General features: G+C 66.0%; 14 protein-coding genes. 8 read left to right on the top strand and 6 right to left on the bottom strand.

Annotated elements, in window-relative coordinates; translation table 11 throughout:
* From QOD90_RS05270 to QOD90_RS05240, 7 genes are all read left to right on the top strand, one after another.
* A partial coding sequence (locus QOD90_RS05270) for a cytochrome P450 (RefSeq protein WP_526347377.1) occupies positions 1-756 on the top strand: 756 nt, incomplete at its 5' end.
* Positions 757-801: 45 nt separating this feature from the next.
* Positions 802-1,977, top strand: coding sequence for an amidohydrolase family protein (locus QOD90_RS05265; RefSeq protein WP_526347375.1), 1,176 nt, complete (start codon positions 802-804; stop codon positions 1,975-1,977).
* A gap of 59 nt (positions 1,978-2,036) precedes the next feature.
* Entirely contained in the window at positions 2,037-3,230 is a 1,194-nt protein-coding gene (locus tag QOD90_RS05260; RefSeq protein WP_526347379.1) for a M24 family metallopeptidase, read from the top strand.
* The gene (locus QOD90_RS05255) at positions 3,227-4,363 is read left to right on the top strand and encodes a M24 family metallopeptidase (protein ID WP_526347373.1); all 1,137 of its coding nucleotides are present in this window, start codon (positions 3,227-3,229) and stop codon (positions 4,361-4,363) included. Before QOD90_RS05260 ends, QOD90_RS05255 begins: the two co-directional genes overlap by 4 nt.
* Before the next feature lie 10 nt (positions 4,364-4,373).
* Positions 4,374-5,330, top strand: coding sequence for an enoyl-CoA hydratase/isomerase family protein (locus tag QOD90_RS05250; protein WP_526347371.1), 957 nt, complete (start codon positions 4,374-4,376; stop codon positions 5,328-5,330).
* Between the two features lie 3 nt (positions 5,331-5,333).
* Positions 5,334-7,775, top strand: a complete 2,442-nt coding sequence (locus QOD90_RS05245) for a CaiB/BaiF CoA transferase family protein (protein WP_526347369.1) — start codon at positions 5,334-5,336, stop codon at positions 7,773-7,775.
* A gap of 135 nt (positions 7,776-7,910) precedes the next feature.
* On the top strand, positions 7,911-9,128 hold the full coding sequence (locus QOD90_RS05240) for a DUF222 domain-containing protein (RefSeq protein ID WP_526347367.1): 1,218 nt from the start codon (positions 7,911-7,913) through the stop codon (positions 9,126-9,128).
* Position 9,129: 1 nt separating this feature from the next.
* Here QOD90_RS05240 and QOD90_RS05235 read toward each other — a convergent pair whose 3' ends face one another.
* The 5 genes from QOD90_RS05235 to QOD90_RS05215 form a co-directional block, all read right to left on the bottom strand.
* Positions 9,130-9,954, bottom strand: a complete 825-nt coding sequence (locus QOD90_RS05235; protein ID WP_526347365.1) for a lysophospholipid acyltransferase family protein — start codon at positions 9,952-9,954, stop codon at positions 9,130-9,132.
* 36 nt (positions 9,955-9,990) lie between these two features.
* On the bottom strand, positions 9,991-10,830 hold the full coding sequence (locus QOD90_RS05230) for a mycofactocin-coupled SDR family oxidoreductase (protein ID WP_526347363.1): 840 nt from the start codon (positions 10,828-10,830) through the stop codon (positions 9,991-9,993).
* Positions 10,831-10,944: 114 nt separating this feature from the next.
* Positions 10,945-11,997 (bottom strand): NAD(P)H-dependent amine dehydrogenase family protein, encoded by a 1,053-nt coding sequence (locus QOD90_RS05225; protein ID WP_526347361.1) that lies wholly within the window; start codon positions 11,995-11,997, stop codon positions 10,945-10,947.
* 6 nt (positions 11,998-12,003) lie between these two features.
* A complete protein-coding gene (locus QOD90_RS05220; RefSeq protein WP_526347359.1) occupies positions 12,004-12,804 on the bottom strand; it encodes an acyl-CoA thioesterase in 801 nt (266 codons plus the stop codon).
* A gap of 49 nt (positions 12,805-12,853) precedes the next feature.
* The gene (locus tag QOD90_RS05215; RefSeq protein ID WP_526347357.1) at positions 12,854-13,573 is read right to left on the bottom strand and encodes a TetR/AcrR family transcriptional regulator; all 720 of its coding nucleotides are present in this window, start codon (positions 13,571-13,573) and stop codon (positions 12,854-12,856) included.
* Between the two features lie 121 nt (positions 13,574-13,694).
* Here QOD90_RS05215 and QOD90_RS05210 point away from each other — a divergent pair, with 121 nt between their 5' ends.
* The gene (locus tag QOD90_RS05210; protein ID WP_526347355.1) at positions 13,695-14,870 is read left to right on the top strand and encodes an acyl-CoA dehydrogenase family protein; all 1,176 of its coding nucleotides are present in this window, start codon (positions 13,695-13,697) and stop codon (positions 14,868-14,870) included.
* Between the two features lie 90 nt (positions 14,871-14,960).
* On the opposite strand, the gene QOD90_RS05205 is transcribed toward QOD90_RS05210, so the two are convergent.
* On the bottom strand, positions 14,961-15,426 hold a 466-nt coding region (locus QOD90_RS05205), incomplete at its 5' end, for an acyl-CoA dehydrogenase family protein (RefSeq protein WP_526347353.1).

The raw sequence follows: 15,426 nt of genomic DNA, 5'->3' as shown, positions 1-15,426 counted from the left end.
GTGATCAGCGACATGCTCGGCGTCCCCTACGAGGACCACGAATTCTTCCAGGAGCACGCCAACGCTGGTCTGGCTCGCTTCGCGGCCGCGGATGCCATGCAAAAGGGCGCGATGAGCCTGCACCAGTACCTCATCGACCTGGTCAAAGAGAAGCAGGCCAACCCGGCGGAGGACGCGGTCTCCGATCTCGCAGAGCGGGTGACCGCCGGCGAGATCAGCGTGAAGGAAGCCGCGCAGCTCGGTACCGGGTTGCTCATCGCCGGCCACGAAACCACGGCGAACATGATCGGCATCGGCGTGCTGGCCCTGCTCGAGAACCCCGAACAGGCCGCACTGCTTCGTGATTCGGACGATCCGAAGTTCATTGCGAACGCCGCCGAGGAACTGATGCGCTACCTGTCGATCATCCAGAACGGGCAGCGTCGGGTCGCGACCGAGGACATCGAGATCGGTGGCGAGACCATCCGTGCCGGCGAGGGCATCATCATCGACCTGGCACCCGCAAACTGGGATGCCGCCGCGTACCCGAATCCCGACAAGCTGGACTTCACCAGGGATGCCGGCCAGGAACTCGGGTTCGGCTACGGCCGCCACCAGTGTGTCGGCCAACAGCTCGCCCGCGCCGAACTGCAGATCGTGTTTCAGACACTGCTGCGTCGTATCCCGACCCTGAAGTTGGCGATTCCGTTCGACGAGGTCCCCTTCAAACACGACCGGCTCGCCTACGGCGTCTACGACCTGCCGGTGACCTGGTAACCCTGCCGATCCTTCCTGCACCACAGCCCGATTGGAGTGCCACCGATGTCAACCCCAACAGCAACAAGCACGCTCTATCCACCCGAAGGCTGGGGCGCGCCCAAGGACCGTCGCGGACATGCGGCGGGCTCCGTCAGCGGTTTGCCCGTTGGCACCGAGGTCTTCTCGGCGGACAACCACATCTCCGTCGCCGAGGACATCTTCTTCGAGCGCTTCCCGGATGACCTCAAGGGGCAGGCGCCGCGGATCTGGTACGAAGACGGCGCGTACATGGTCGGCGTCAACGGTCGGTCCTTCGTGGCGGGTGACTTCGGTCGGGTGCTCATGCAGTACGACGATCTGGCAGGCGCCGCTACCAACAACATCGAGGCGCGCATCCGCGAGCTCGCCGAGGACGGCATCCAGAAGGAGCTGGCCTTCCCGAATGCCGTGCTGGCGCTGTTCCACTACCCCGACAAGGCGCTGCGTGAGCGTGTCTTCCGGATCTACAACGAGCACATCGCCGAGCTGCAGGAAAAGTCGAACGGCCGCTTCCACGGCGTCGGGCTGATCAACTGGTGGGACCCCAAGGGCACCCGCAGCACACTGGCCGAGCTGAAGTCGTTGGGACTCAAGACGTTCCTGATGCCGTTGAATCCCGGTAAGGACGACGAGGGCAAGGTCTACGACTACGGCAGCGCCTCGATGGATGCGGTGTGGGACGAGATCGAGGAGGCCGGCCTGCCGGTCGCCCACCACATCGGTGAGACGCCGCCGAAGACGCCGTGCGAGAACAACAGTGTCGTGGTCGGCATGATGATCAACGTCGACTCGTTCCGCGAGCAGTTCGCCAAGTACGTCTTCTCCGGCATCCTCGACCGGCATCCGAAGCTGAAGATCGGCTGGTTCGAAGGCGGGATCGCCTGGGTGCCAACCGCGCTGCAGGACGCCGAGCACCTGTTCGCCTCCTACCGTCACATGTTCAACCATCAACTGGAACACGACGTCCGCTACTACTGGGACAACCACATGAGCGCCTCGTTCATGGTGGACCCGCTGGGGCTGCGACTGATCGACCAGATCGGTGTCGACAAGGTGATGTGGTCCTCGGACTACCCGCACAACGAGAGCACCTTCGGTTACTCGGAGAAGTCGCTGGCCGCCGTCGTCGAGGCGGTCGGCCCCGATGACGCGGTGAAGATCGTCAGCACCAACATCAAGAACTTCCTGGGGGTCTCGTGACGACCTTTGCCACCGATACCGTTCGGTTCGACATCCCGGACCTGCCCGACCGCGCCAGGATGTACCGCGAGTGCGGAGCTCGACTGCGAAACGCCATGAAGGACAAGGGTGTCGACGCACTGGTGCTGCTCGGCAACGGCAACGTGGTCTACGCAACGGGGGCCAGCTGGCCGCTGCTCGACGCGGGGCTGTCGCACGTCGAGCGGCCGGTCGCCGTCGTCCTTGCCGACGACGAACACCCCCACCTGTACATGCCGTTCCGCGAAGGCAGCGCCTTCGATTCGGAGTTGCCCGCTGATCACGTGCACGGTCCGCTCTATCTCGAATTCGACGAGGGCGTGCGGAGTTTCGCCAAGGTACTGGCCGGCCTGGTGCGACCGGGTGCCACGGTGGCGGTCGACGAGCTGACGGGTGCGATGCGACGGGCCACGGACGTGCTGTTTCCCGCAGGACCCCCGGCCGACGCAGCATTGGTGGTCGGTCCGGCCAAGTTGGTCAAGACCGTCGACCAGATCGCCAGCATTCGCAAGGCCTGCCGCATCACAGAAGCGGCCGCCGCCGACGTCCAGAGGTCGTTGGCTCCTGGCGTGCGCCAGATCGACCTCTCCGCCGAATTCGTCCGCCGCGCCTTCGAACTGGGCGCCACCGCTAACATGCTCGAGGCCATCTGGCAGGTGATGCCAAGCACGCAGACCAGCGGCGGAGTCTGGACAACGACCGGCGACCTCGCCCTGCCATTGCTGACCACCGAGAAGGAGCTCCGATCCGGGGACGTGCTGTGGACGGACGTCAGCATCACCTACGACGGTTACTGCTCCGACTTCGGGCGCACCTGGCTGGTGGGGGAGGAACCGTCGGTCCGCCAGCAGGCCCAGTTCACCAAGTGGCGGGAGATCCTCGCCGCCGTCCTCGCGGTCACCAAGGCGGGCGCGACGTCGGGGGATCTCGCCCGAGCCGCGATCGCTGCCAACGGCGGCAAGAAGCCGTGGCTGCCCCACTTCTACCTTGGACACAGCATCGGCACCAACGCCGCCGAAATGCCAATGATCGGAACCGATCTCGGTGAGGAGTTCGACGACAACTTCGTCTTTCCGGCCGGCATGGTCCTGGTACTCGAGCCGGTCGTTTGGGAGGACGGCACCGGCGGATACCGAAGTGAGGAGATCGTGTACATCACCGACGACGGCGCGACCTCCATCACCGACTACCCCTACGCGCCGTACGGGGAACTTCTGAATGGGCCCCAAAAATGAGCACTGAGATCCTCGCCGACGACCTGGCCCTGCGCAAGGGACGGCGCGAACGCGCGCTGGCCCAGATGGATGCCAACGACCTCGACGTTCTGGTGCTCGGCCGCCAGGCGAACGTCCGATACGTCACCGGGGCGCCGCAGCTCTGGGTGGCTGGAACCCGCCCGTTCGCACCGATTTGCGTGCTGGTGCGCGCCACCGGCGAGATTCACCTCAACAGCAGCTGGGACGAGGGCATCCCCGAGGAGATCGGACACGACCACCTCTACGGGTTGGCGTGGAACCCGATGACGAACATCGAGGTTCTCAAGGGCATCGACGGCGCCGCCACCGCCCGCCGCGTCGGCACCGATGCGATGTCCCCGTCGTTCGCTCAATTGCTGCCGTTGGCGTTCCCCAACGCAGAACTCGTCGATGGCGAGTCGGCGATGCGGACGGCGCGGCGCATCAAGACCGATGACGAGATCCTGGCGCTGCGCGGTGCCCTCGGCGTCGCCGAAACCGGGCTCGCCGCAGCGGTGTCTGCGCTCGCCCCCGGTATCACCGAGCAAGCATTGACCGGAGTCATGCTGGAGGCGATGGCGGCGGGCGGCGTGAGTACCTCGGCCACCCAGGACGGTGCCTGGATCACCTCACGCGAGCATTCCTGGAGCGTGGGACGCCGTGACGGCCACATCGGCGATGGCGATTTGGTGGCCTTCGCTGCGGGTGCGTTGGCCGACGGATACGTCGGCGAGGTGGGCCGCACCCTGGCCGTCGGCGACGTGAAGGGCGTCGATGCGTTGTATCGGCGCTCGAATGAATTGTCGGAGCGGCTGTTCGGTGCCTGCCGCCCCGGTGCCGCAGCCAGCGTCCTGCTCGCCGCCTATGAAGCGGCGGGGGAGTCGCTACCGCCGATGCCGGTGGCGCACGGACTTGGCCTCGGTTTCGATCCGCCCGTAATCTCGCCCGATCTTCCGCAGACTGCTGCCGAGGAAACCCTGGACCCCGGCATGGTGCTCGCCGTGACGTCGTACGTGTGGGAGGCCGGCGTCGGTGCAGTGTTCAACCGCGATGCCTTGCTCATTACCGAGCAGGGCGCCGAGCTGCTCACGACAAGCCCATCGGTGACCGCCGCCGCTGCCGGAATCCTCTGAGGGAGCGACGATGTCGAAGAAGAAGCGGCCGCCGGCCGAGGAGATCATTCTCTACGAGAAGGATCCGAAGACCAAGATCGCGACCATCACGTTCAACCGGCCCGAGTTCCTCAACGCACCGACCTCCGACGCGCGGCTGCGCTATGCCGATCTGATCCGCGCGTCGAGCGTCGACAACGACGTCAAGGTCGTCGTCATCCGAGGAGTTGGCGACAACCTCGGAAGCGGAGCCGATCTGCCGGAGTTCATGGAGGGCAATGACGACCCCGCGTTACGGCTTCGCGAGTTGAAGGTCGAAGGCATGGGTGTCGAGTACCCGCCGAAGGGCACCTTCCGCAATGGCGCCACGATCAGCGGGTGGTACGCCAATGCACAGGCAGGCAACCGGCCGCTACAGGAACTCAAGAAGATCAGCATCGTGGAGGCCAAGGGCTATTGCTACGGCTGGCACTTCTATCAGTGCGCCGACGCGGATCTGGTGATCTCGTCCGATGATGCGCTGTTCGGGCACCCGTCGTTCCGTTACTACGGGTGGGGTCCGCGCATGTGGACCTGGGTGCAGATGATGGGCCTGCGCAAGTTCCAGGAGATGGTCTTCACCGGACGGCCGTTCACCGCCGAGGACATGGACAAGTGCAACTTCCTCAACAAGGTGGTTACGCGGGATGAGCTCGAGGCCGAGACGCAGAAGTACGCGCTCGCATGTGCCCGTAACCGGCCCGTAGACACGGTCTACATGCAGAAGCTCTTCTTCGAGGTCTACAAGCAGCATCAGGGCGAGTACATGGGGAGCCTGCTGTCGGCGTTCTTCGAGTCGATGGGAAGCGGGGTGCAGAACGACGACGCGCACGACCTCGACATGCAAGAGGCCATCGGCAGCGGCCTGGCTGCCGCGGTCAACGACAACGACGCCAAGTTTCCCCCGGACTTCAGGCTGAGCAAGAAGAACCGCAAGAAGAAGGATTAGCCGGTGGAGCACGCGGCCGGTCCGCTGGACGGGTACACCGTCCTCGATCTGTCCTCGGGCATCGCGGGTGCTTACTGCACCAAGCTGCTCGCCGACGGGGGCGCGGACGTCGTCAAGATCGAGGCGCCGGAGGGTGATTCGCTACGTCGGTGGTCGGCGTCGGAGGCGGCCATCGCGCCCGGCGACGACGGCGCGTTGTTCAGCTTTCTCGCATGCTCCAAGCAGAGCGTCGTCGCCGATCCCGACGTCGCCGCTGACGTCGCCATGGTCGAGCGACTACTGGAAGGCGCCGATGCGGTGGTGTGGTCGCGTGGCTCGTCGGTCGCCGAACTCGACGCGTTGTCACCAGGGGAGATCAGCCGCCGTCACCCGCATCTCGTCGTCACCGCCATCACGCCCTTCGGACTCGACGGCCCCTGGCACGATCGGCCGGCCACCGAGTTCACGTTGCAGGCGTGGTCAGGTGGTGCGATCGGGATCGGACGCGGTTCGCAGGACAGGGCGCCGGTGCACGTCGGCGGGCAGGTCGGGGACTGGGTCAGCGGCGCGTACGCCGCGGCGATGACACTGGCGTTCCGTGCCCGCTCACTGCGCGACGGGTACGGCGAGCTCATCGACCTGTCGATGATGGAGGCCCAGATCCTTTGTCTCACCTACTATCCGGTGACCTACTTCGAGATGCTCGGAAAGCCGTGGCGTTCTGAGCGAAGGCCCACGGTGCCCGGGGTGGCACAGGCCGCGGACGGGTTGGTCGCGCTCGGCTGTGGGACCGCGCAGCAGTGGCACGACCTGTGTGCGATGTCCGGACATGACGAGTGGATCGACGAGCAGTCCCAGCTCACGATCACCGAACAGTCCAATCTGCACGCGGCGGAACTCTACGAGTGGCTCCTCGACCAACGCGTCGATGACGTCCGCGATCTCGCCTCGGCGTTCCGCATCCCCAATTCGCCGGTGGGCAACGGCGCGAACGTCACGACGATGGACCACTTCGTCGCGCGCGAGGCCTTCACCACCAATCCGCGGGACGGTTTCGTACAGCCGAGCCATCCCTATCGCCTCGGCGGCGTCGCCCTGCGGCCACCCGCGCCTGCGCCTCGGCTCGGCGAGCACACCGGATCGGTGCGTAAGTCGGCCCGCGCCCCCCGAGCCGTTCCGGCGGGCGAAAGGGACCGTGATCGCCTGCCGTTCAGCGGACTTCGCGTCCTCGACATGACCACGTTCTGGGCGGGGCCGTCGTGCACCCACGTGCTCGGCATGCTCGGCGCCGAACTCATCCACCTGGAATCCACGCCGCGGCCCGACGGGACGCGGCTGATCGCGGGGATCCCCGCGAGCGTCGACCTGTGGTGGGAGCGTTCACCGATCTTCTCGGCGCTCAACACCAACAAGAAGAGCCTGACCCTGGACTTTCAGACCGACCGGGGGCGCGAGCTGCTGCGTCGGCTGATTCCGACGTGTGACGTCATCGTCGAGAACTTCACCCCACGGGTGATCGATCAGCTCGGGCTGGACTTCGCGTCGGTCCGTGAGTTGCGCGACGACGTGATCATGCTGCGGATGCCAGGTTTCGGCCTCGACGGCCCGTGGCGCGAGAATCCCGCCTTCGCCTACATCATCGAAGACGCCTCCGGACTCAGTTGGCTCACCGGCTATGCCGACCGCAACCCGTACGAGCCGTACTCGGTCGGCGATCCGAACGCGGGTGTGCACGCACTGAACGCGCTGATGCTGGCACTCGAACACCGGCGCAGGACCGGCTCGGGCGTGCTGGTCGAGGCGGCAATGGTGGACGCAGCGCTCAACATCGCCGCCGAGCAGGTCATCGAGCACTCCGCGTACGGGTCACTGTTGCAGCGCGCAGGCAATCGTGGGCCCGCGGCTGCCCCCCAGAACATCTACCGGTGTGCAGGGCTCGACGAGTTCGGTCGGGAGGATTGCTGGGTCGCGATCGCGGTGGCCACCGACGCGCAATGGGAGGCGTTGCGCGAGGCCATCGGTCGACCGGAGTGGGCAATAGCCGGCCCCCTGTGCGACATGGCTGGGCGTCGGGCTAATCACGACGACATCGATGAACGGCTCGCTGCGTGGTGTCTGCCTCGCACCGGCGACGACATCGTCGAAACGCTCTGGGCGGCGGGCGTTCCCGTTGCCAAGGTGATGCAGCCGCACCACCAGGCCGAGCTGCCGCAATTGATGCATCGGCGCTTCTTCGAACAGGTCGGTCATCCCGTGAACGTGGCGGCGTCACACAGTACGTTGCCGGTGAACCTGTCCAGCGGGCCCGACCAGTTCCACCGGGCGCCGGCCCCGTTGCTCGGCGAGCACAACCGCGAACTGCTGCGCGAGATGGGCCTGGCCGACGACGAGATCGCGGCTCTGGAAGTGGACGGAATCATCGGCACGGCTCCCGCCATGGGTGGTCGCAAGAAGGCCGACCGTTAGGGGCATTTGCTCCCGATTAGCATGTGACACCGACAATTTCGACGTGTAGCCATTGAGTTGTGCACAGTTCGTGATTGATCCACAGATCGGGTTTCTGGGCTGTTCGGGGTCGGATGGCGACCTTAGAGTCGAATCATGTTCGATGAACTGGTGGCTTCCACGACCGGCACCGGCGGGGCCGGTGCGGTCGATGCGTGGACCCGGGTCGAATCCGCGGCGTGTGCCCGCCGATTGGCGGCGATGGTCACCATGCTCGACGACGCGCATGCCGCCACCGGATCCGCCGACCGCGACCAGTGGTGTCTGGACAACTGGGGAGCGGTTTGCGCCCACATTGGCGCCGCCCAACGCATTACTAGCGGCACCGCGTCCAACCTGTTGATCGTCGCGACCGCACTACGGGACCGCTTCCCGAAGGTGGCGGCGCGATTTCTTGCCGGACTGATCGGCTACCCCCTGGTTCGCACCATCGTCACCCGCGGCGCCCTGGTCACCGACCCCGATGCCCTGCGCGCCCTCGATGAAGCACTGGCTGAGGCGCTGCACAGCTGGGAACCCATGTCAGTGGACAACACCGAACAGGCCATCGACGCGTTCATCGCGCAGGTCGACCCGTACGCCGTGCGCCGCACTCAGACCGGCGCCCGGGGCCGATCCGTCGACATCACCGTCGAGGAGGGCAGCGGACTAGCCGCAGTGTTCGCCACCTTGTTCACCCCCGACGCGAAAGCCTTCGACGCCCGCCTCAACGCGTTGGCCGACACCGTCTGCCCGGCGGACCCCCGCACCCGCGACCAACGCCGCGCCGACGCCATGGGCGCCCTGGGCCACGGCGCCGACCGGTTGGCCTGCCTCTGCGACACCGACGCCTGCCCCGCCGCCGACAACCCACCCCCCAGCGGGGTCGTCGTCTACGTCATCGCCCACCAGGACACCCTCGACGGAACCGACGTTCCACCAGTGTCCGACGACCCCGAGCCCGACGATCCCGAGCCCGACGATCCCGAGCCCGACGACGGCAGCCCCGACGAGCCACCGGTTACCGACGAGGACGACTCCGCCGAAGGTGAGAGCGCTGGCCTCGACGGCGCGACGCCACCGATGTTCGCCAAACCGCTGCACGAGCTGCCGCTGACCGAAGCCCGCACCCCTGGTCCGGGCTCCTTCAGCAATATCCGGCCCGCGGCCATCATGGCGAACAATTCCTGCCCGGGCCGGTCGCCTGCCACGCCGCACTCAACGCGACCCTCACCACGGTCGTCGATCCCGGCCGGGCCCCCCGAGTGCAGCTACACCCCATTGGAGCAGCTGGCCGTCGTCGACACTGCGCTGCCCGCGGTGCGCGACGGCTGAGTCAGCCGATAATGGGGAAACGCCGATTGCGGGCCAACTCGTCCAGCGCGTCCTGCATGACGGACCGCACGTAGGTGTCGACCTCGGCCACATCGGGATCGGGGCCGAACCGCGCCTCGATGTCGATCGGTTCCAGGACCTGGGTGACGATCTTGGTCGGCAGCGGCAGATTCGGCGGAATCAGAACGCTGAACCCGAAGGGGAACCCGAACGTCACCGGCAGGATCTCCACGCGCGCCTTGTTCAATCCCAGCAGCTTCGCCAAGGTGTTGCCTCGGGTCAGGAAGAGCTGGCTCTCCTGTCCTCCGATCGACACCGAGGGGACGATCGGCACGCCAGCGGCAATCGCCGTCCGGACGTAGCCGGTGCGTCCATCGAAGTCGATGACGCCGTCGGAGGTGGTCGGGCGGTAGGAATCGTAGTCACCGCCCGGGAACACCAGCACGACGCCGCCGGAATGCAAAGCGGCTGCGGCATTCTCGGGACTGGCCTCGATGACGCCGACCTTGCCCATCAGCTCGCCCAGCGGCCCCATTACGACCCCGTAGTGCGCCAACGTGTACAGCGGTCTGGCGCGGTAGCCGAACCGGCGGTAGAAGGCCGAGCCGAACAGCATTACGTCAGGGGTGAACATTCCGCCGGAGTGGTTCGAGACCACCAGTGCGCCAAAGTCTTGCGGGAAGTCGCCGAGACCGTGCACTTCTGAGCGAAACCAGCGGCGCAACAGTGGACCGACCTTTTCGACCACCTGTTTGGTGACCGACGGACTGAACTTGTCGAGTTCCGCCCACGGGTTCGGTTCCCCGGTCGCGTCGTTGCTACCCATCCCCGTGAGTGTGTCAGCCCGTGGCGCGGACCGAGGCTACTTCAGGCAGCTGCCGCCGTCGACCGGAAGTGATACGCCGGTGATGTAACGGGCTTCGTCGGAGGCCAGGAAAAGTGCCGCGTTTGCGACGTCCTCTGGTTCGACCCAGCCGATCGGCAGCGTGTGCATGAACTCGCCGACGACCTTCATGTCGTCGGGACCTGGGTTCTCGAGGTCGGGGCGGAACAACCTCATCGTGCCCTCGTTCATGAACAGTGGGGTGTTGACGTTGGTCGGACAGACGGAGTTGACGCGAACGTTTTGGGCGCCGAGTTCCACTGCGAAGGTGCGCATCAACCCGATGACGCCGTGCTTGGCCGCCACGTAGTGACCGCAGTGGGGGTACGCCTTCAACCCACCGACCGAACTGGTCAGGATGATCGACCCGCCGCGCCCTCCCTCGAGGATGTGGGGAACACCTGCCTTCACGGTCTTCCACACGCCGGCGAGATTGATGTCGATCATTGCGGTCCAGTCGGCTTCACTGGTCTTGTCCAAGGTCTGGCCGCCGTTGCCGATGCCCGCGTTGGCGACGATGACGTCGAGCCGGCCCAACTGTTCGACACCGCTGTCGACTGCGGCCTTCAGGGCGTCGTAGTTGCGGACGTCGACCTCCGCGGTGACGACTCGGCGGTTGTGTCCCTTGACGAGATCCGCGGTCTCGGCCAGATCTTCCGGCGTGGCCGCGGTAATGAGTTCGACCGTGTCGATCTTCTTGCAGATGTCGATGGCGATGATGTCGGCGCCCTCTTGAGCCATCCGCACCGCGTGCGCGCGCCCCTGCCCGCGCGCCGCGCCCGTGATGAACGCGACCTTGCCTTCCAACCGCCCTGCCATGTGAACCTCTACTCCATCGTTGTGCGCCATGTGCTGTGCACCTGCCCAGCACTCTTACATTCTGGAGTCATTGTGTCAACGGGCGGCACCGTCCGAAGCGTTTGTACTCAGCGCTTATTCGGCTCCGGGGCCGAGCGCGGGCACGAACGGTGGCAGATCGACGGTCGACCTGATTCCAGGCGGCGCGGAGCACACGAACGGCACGGCATTGACCGCACGATTGGCGGTGTAGGCCGGTGAGACCTCGGCCATCTGCTCTAGTGGAATCGGCATCCGGAGGTCGACCTCCAGCGGCGCGTCGCCGTCGACCGAGATATGCCACCCCGTGTCGAGCAAGTCCCATGCGGGTGCGAGTTCGGTGGAGCAGTACCAGGTGGCTCGAAAACGGATCAGGGTGCTGCCATTTCGAATCCCTGCGATCGTGATCCGTTGCGCGGCGACCGTGCCCGCTGCCAACTCGCCGGCGGCAATCGCGGTGTCCCGCGCCGCGGCGGCCAACTCTCCGCTGGCTTCGACGGTATCCAGCGGAAGCCCGACCGCATCGGCGAGGAGCCGCAACGACGGCCCGAAACTGGCTCCCAGGTAATCGGCGCGGAAATCCTCGAACGGGCCCATCGGTTTGCCGAAACCCATCAGATCGAAGAGCAACTCCGGCGACGGGCGCCGCGACAGGTCGGCGTACTCGTCGATGGCGAGCGAGTTCAATCGGCGCTGAATCGACGTCAACACCAACGGCACGGCCTCGGTGATGAAACCCGGACTGCTGCCCGTGCTGTGGATGGCTGCACCGCCTGCCTCGCAGGCATCCTGAATTCGTTGCCGGACAGCGGAATCCATCGAGGCGGGGTGATGGAACAGGCCGCACGTGGTGACGACGTTGATGCCTGCGGTGAGCAATGCGACCAAGGTGTCGACGTCCGGCGCATTCGGCATGTACAGCACGCAGTCAGCGCCGGACGTGACGACGTCCTCGATGCTGTCGGTGGCCGTCACACCCACGGTTGGCAACCCGCAGATTTCGCCGGCGTCTCGACCGACTTTGTCCTTAACGTGGACGTAGACGCCTGCGAGCACCAACTCCGGGTGCTCGATGATGGCCCGAAGCGCGCGCACCCCAATGGTGCCGGTGGACCACTGAAATACCCGATAGGTCGAATTCGATTGCACTGTGCCTCAGTTCGTTACGCGCAGCAGAGCTTCTTGGGCGTACGACGCCACCAGCACACCACCGCTGGTGAGGATGTCACCGCGGCCGAAGCTGCGGCCGTTGGCGAGGAGCGGACTGTGTTGGCGAAGGAGCAGCCACTGGTCGGTGGTGAAGGGTCGATGGAACCAGATGGTGTGGCTCGTCACGGCCGAGGTGAACTGGGTGCCGTTGCCGAGTTGGCTCAGCCCGGCGTGCGGACGCAGCGCGGTCCCGATCAGGGTGAGGTCGGTGGCGTACGCCGCGAGGGCCGATGCCAGCTCGGGATCGACGGATGGCGTGCGCATCCACAGCTCGAACTCCGGTGGTCCGGTGGTGGTGGCGTTCAGGTCGTCGGCGGTCCGGGTGTCCCACGGGATGAGTCCGAGTGCGACGTCGTGATCGGGTCCTGGTACCTCGCCGACGGGCTCTACGGATTGCCGGTCCAAGCCGTCCTCCGCGGTGTGCATGGAGACGGAAGCGACCCCGATGGGTCCCTTTGCCTGCGTCGCGGTGATGGTCAGGGTGCCGAAGGACCGGCCATCGTGATGGCGGGTGACCTCGTATGCCAGGGGTTCGTCGGCGCGGCCCTCGCGGGGGAAGACCGAGTGCAACGACTTGACGGCCTTGTCGGGACACGCCAGGGAGGCGGCCCGGACGAACTGAGCTAGCAGTTGCCCGCCGAAGACGCGGTGGTAGTCGAGGCGCTGATTCCGGGCCAGGAACGGCGTCTCCGAGCCCTCGACGTCGAACGCCAGGCACGCGAGCAGGTCAGACCACAGGTCGGGCACCTGATCAGTGTAAGCAAAATTCTTCTAAACGGAGAATGTAATTCTCCAACTAGTCGCTGGCGAATCCGTTCGCGACGAAATCCCAGACCTCGTCCGCCGAAATCGGCTTGGTGGTCGCGTCATCGGAACCGCTGGACTGCGCCACGAACATCACGGTCTGCATGGTCATGGCGGCGATGCGCTTGGGGTTGATGCTCGGGCGCAGTTTGCCGGCCTCGGCAGCATCCTCCATCAGCTCCGTGAGCAGCACCAGAAGGGGCGCGTGCGCGACCTTGACCTCGGACGGATGGGATACCAGCAGCCTGGGGGCGAAGTCGGTGAACAGCGGACGCTTCGCGGCAGGGTCCGGGCGGGAGGACTCGAAGAGCAGTTGAACGGCCACCTTGAGCCGGTCCAGTGGATCCATCTGGCCCGAGGTCGCGGCGCGGATCTGATCGGCGGATCGGCTCAGCGCGTCCTCGAAGAGTGCGAGCAGAAGCTCGTGCTTACCGTCGAACTGCAGGTAGAAGCTACGCAGCGACTGTCGCGACCGGTCGACGACCTCCTGCACGGTGAAGTCCGTGGTGCCCTTCTCGATGATGATCGCCTGGGCGGCGTCGAGGAAGCGCTGTACCCGCTGGGCGGCACGCAATTTCGCGGTCTTGATGGACCGTTCGACCGCGCGCTGCTTCCAGGCCGGTTCTTCGCTAGGACTGGTAGTCACCGGTGCCTCTGACGTGGGCTGATCGGGGAGAACATGCATGAACTGTACCGGAGAACGTCGTTGCATCGTGCCGTAGACCCCCTCGGGTGCAGCGTGTCTGAGATTGTAACTTTCTCATCGCGAGAATAGTATTCTCATTTGCGCATTAAGAGAAGGCCTACCGGGAAAGGTGCTTTCCAGGAGTGACGTGCAACTGACGTTCGATGCCGAGGTCGACGACTTCCTCGCCGAGTTCGTGGCGTTCCTCGACCAGAATGCGCCTGCCGACGCCGACGCCATCGAGCGGCCGCGGTCGTCCTCGCACGTGCCGGACTGGGCCCGGCGATGGCAGCGACTGCTCTTCGACGACGGCTGGCTGGTGCCGGGCAATCCGCCGGAGTTCGGCGGCCGGAACGCGACCATCCTCCAGCAGTACGTCCATCAGACCGAGTTGGCCCGCCGCAGGATCGTGCCGAGCTTCAACTCGCAAGGCGTCGGGATCATCGCGGCGTCGCTCATCACCTTCGGCACGCCCGAACAGCAGCGCACGTGGGCGATCCCGATCCTGCGCGCCGAGATCACCGCCGCGTTGGGGATGAGCGAGCCGAGTGCCGGTTCCGACCTGGCCTCGCTGCGTACCAGGGCGGTGCGTGACGGCGACGACTTCGTGGTCAATGGTCAGAAGGTGTGGACGTCCGGGGCGCACGACGCCGACGTGATCCTGACGTTCGTCCGCACCGACCCGGATGCCCCCAAGCACCAGGGCATCAGCGTCCTGCTGATCCCCACCGACTCACCGGGTCTCGTCCGCAGGCCGTTCGCGTCGGCCGCCGACAAGGGCGATCTCGACTTCAACGAGGTCTTCTTCACCGATGTGCGGGTGCCCGCGCAGAACCTGGTCGGTGCGCTCAACGACGGTTGGGCGGTCGCCAGCGGGTCGCTTGGCCACGAGCGAAACATGCTGTGGCTCAGTTACGCCGACCGCCTGCAGGATCTGATCGACGATTGGCGGCCGTCGACCGTGGTCGAACGAGACCAGTTCGCGACCCTGGTGATGGACAATCATTCGCTTCGGCTGCTTGGCTCCGCAGCACTGGCGAGAGCCGCGCGTGGCGACGAGGACGTCCCCGCCCTTTCGGTGCTGAAGCTCCTCGGCGCCGAGACGGTCCAAGCGGCCACCGAGCACGCGCTCGACTCGCGCGGCGCTGATGGACTGAGCCACCCGGACGTGACCGCGCCCTATGTGGCACTGAACCTCGATGCCTACGGGGGCGGCTGGGCCGACCGTTACATCCGCACGTTCGCAGGCACCATCGCCGGTGGTACGTCGGAGATTCAACGCAACATCATCGCTCAGCGCGTGCTCGGCCTACCGCGCCGCTGACGGGTGGCTGGCGCGCCACCTCGAGCGTGCGCGGAGCGCCACTTGCCGCGGCGTGTCGACGTACGGACGCGCACGTTCGCGGGGAGGTCGTTAGAGGGTGGCGAGGCGGGGTGCCGAGCCGCGTGCCCGCAGCCCCGCTCCTGCCTTCTTCGTGAGTTCGCGTGAGCTGCCGAGCAATCCGTCGAGTACCAGGACCCGCTCGACGTGGTGGTGCAGGTCGTGCTCGGCGGTGAAGCCGATGCCTGCGAGCACCTGCTGGCAGTGTTTGGCCGCGGTCAGCGCTGCCTTGCCCGCGGCGGCCTTGGCCAGCAGCGCGGTCAGATCGGGGTTGTCCGCGCCAGGCAGCTTGAGTGTCGCTTCGGCGCCTTCGATGGCGACCAGCGTCTCGGCCAACCGGTGCCGGACCGCCTGGAATCCGGCGATCGGCCGGCCGAACTGCATCCGGTCCAGCGCATGCTGGCGGGCCAACGCGAGCATTGCGCGGGAGCTACCGACCAGCCACCAGCCAAGGGCCCGGCGGGCCTCGGCCAACCGCAACAGTTCACCCTCGTCCACC

It is taken from the genome of Mycobacterium sp., from assembly GCF_032161845.1.
Classification (GTDB): Bacteria; Actinomycetota; Actinomycetes; order Mycobacteriales; family Mycobacteriaceae; genus Mycobacterium.
The sequence above is the reverse complement of the archived record's forward strand: the minus strand, read 5'-3'. Positions and strand labels throughout refer to the sequence as shown.

Excerpts from the sequence above, each read along its gene's own strand:
- QOD90_RS05255 (WP_526347373.1), top strand. The coding sequence starts at position 3,227 with ATGAGCACTGAGATCCTCGCCGACGACCTGGCCCTGCGCAAGGGACGG.
- QOD90_RS05215 (WP_526347357.1), bottom strand. The coding sequence starts at position 13,573 with ATGCAACGACGTTCTCCGGTACAGTTCATGCATGTTCTCCCCGATCAG.
- QOD90_RS05250 (WP_526347371.1), top strand. The coding sequence starts at position 4,374 with ATGTCGAAGAAGAAGCGGCCGCCGGCCGAGGAGATCATTCTCTACGAG.
- QOD90_RS05265 (WP_526347375.1), top strand. The coding sequence starts at position 802 with ATGTCAACCCCAACAGCAACAAGCACGCTCTATCCACCCGAAGGCTGG.
- QOD90_RS05240 (WP_526347367.1), top strand. The coding sequence starts at position 7,911 with ATGTTCGATGAACTGGTGGCTTCCACGACCGGCACCGGCGGGGCCGGT.
- QOD90_RS05235 (WP_526347365.1), bottom strand. The coding sequence starts at position 9,954 with ATGGGTAGCAACGACGCGACCGGGGAACCGAACCCGTGGGCGGAACTC.
- QOD90_RS05260 (WP_526347379.1), top strand. The coding sequence starts at position 2,037 with ATGTACCGCGAGTGCGGAGCTCGACTGCGAAACGCCATGAAGGACAAG.
- QOD90_RS05230 (WP_526347363.1), bottom strand. The coding sequence starts at position 10,830 with ATGGCAGGGCGGTTGGAAGGCAAGGTCGCGTTCATCACGGGCGCGGCG.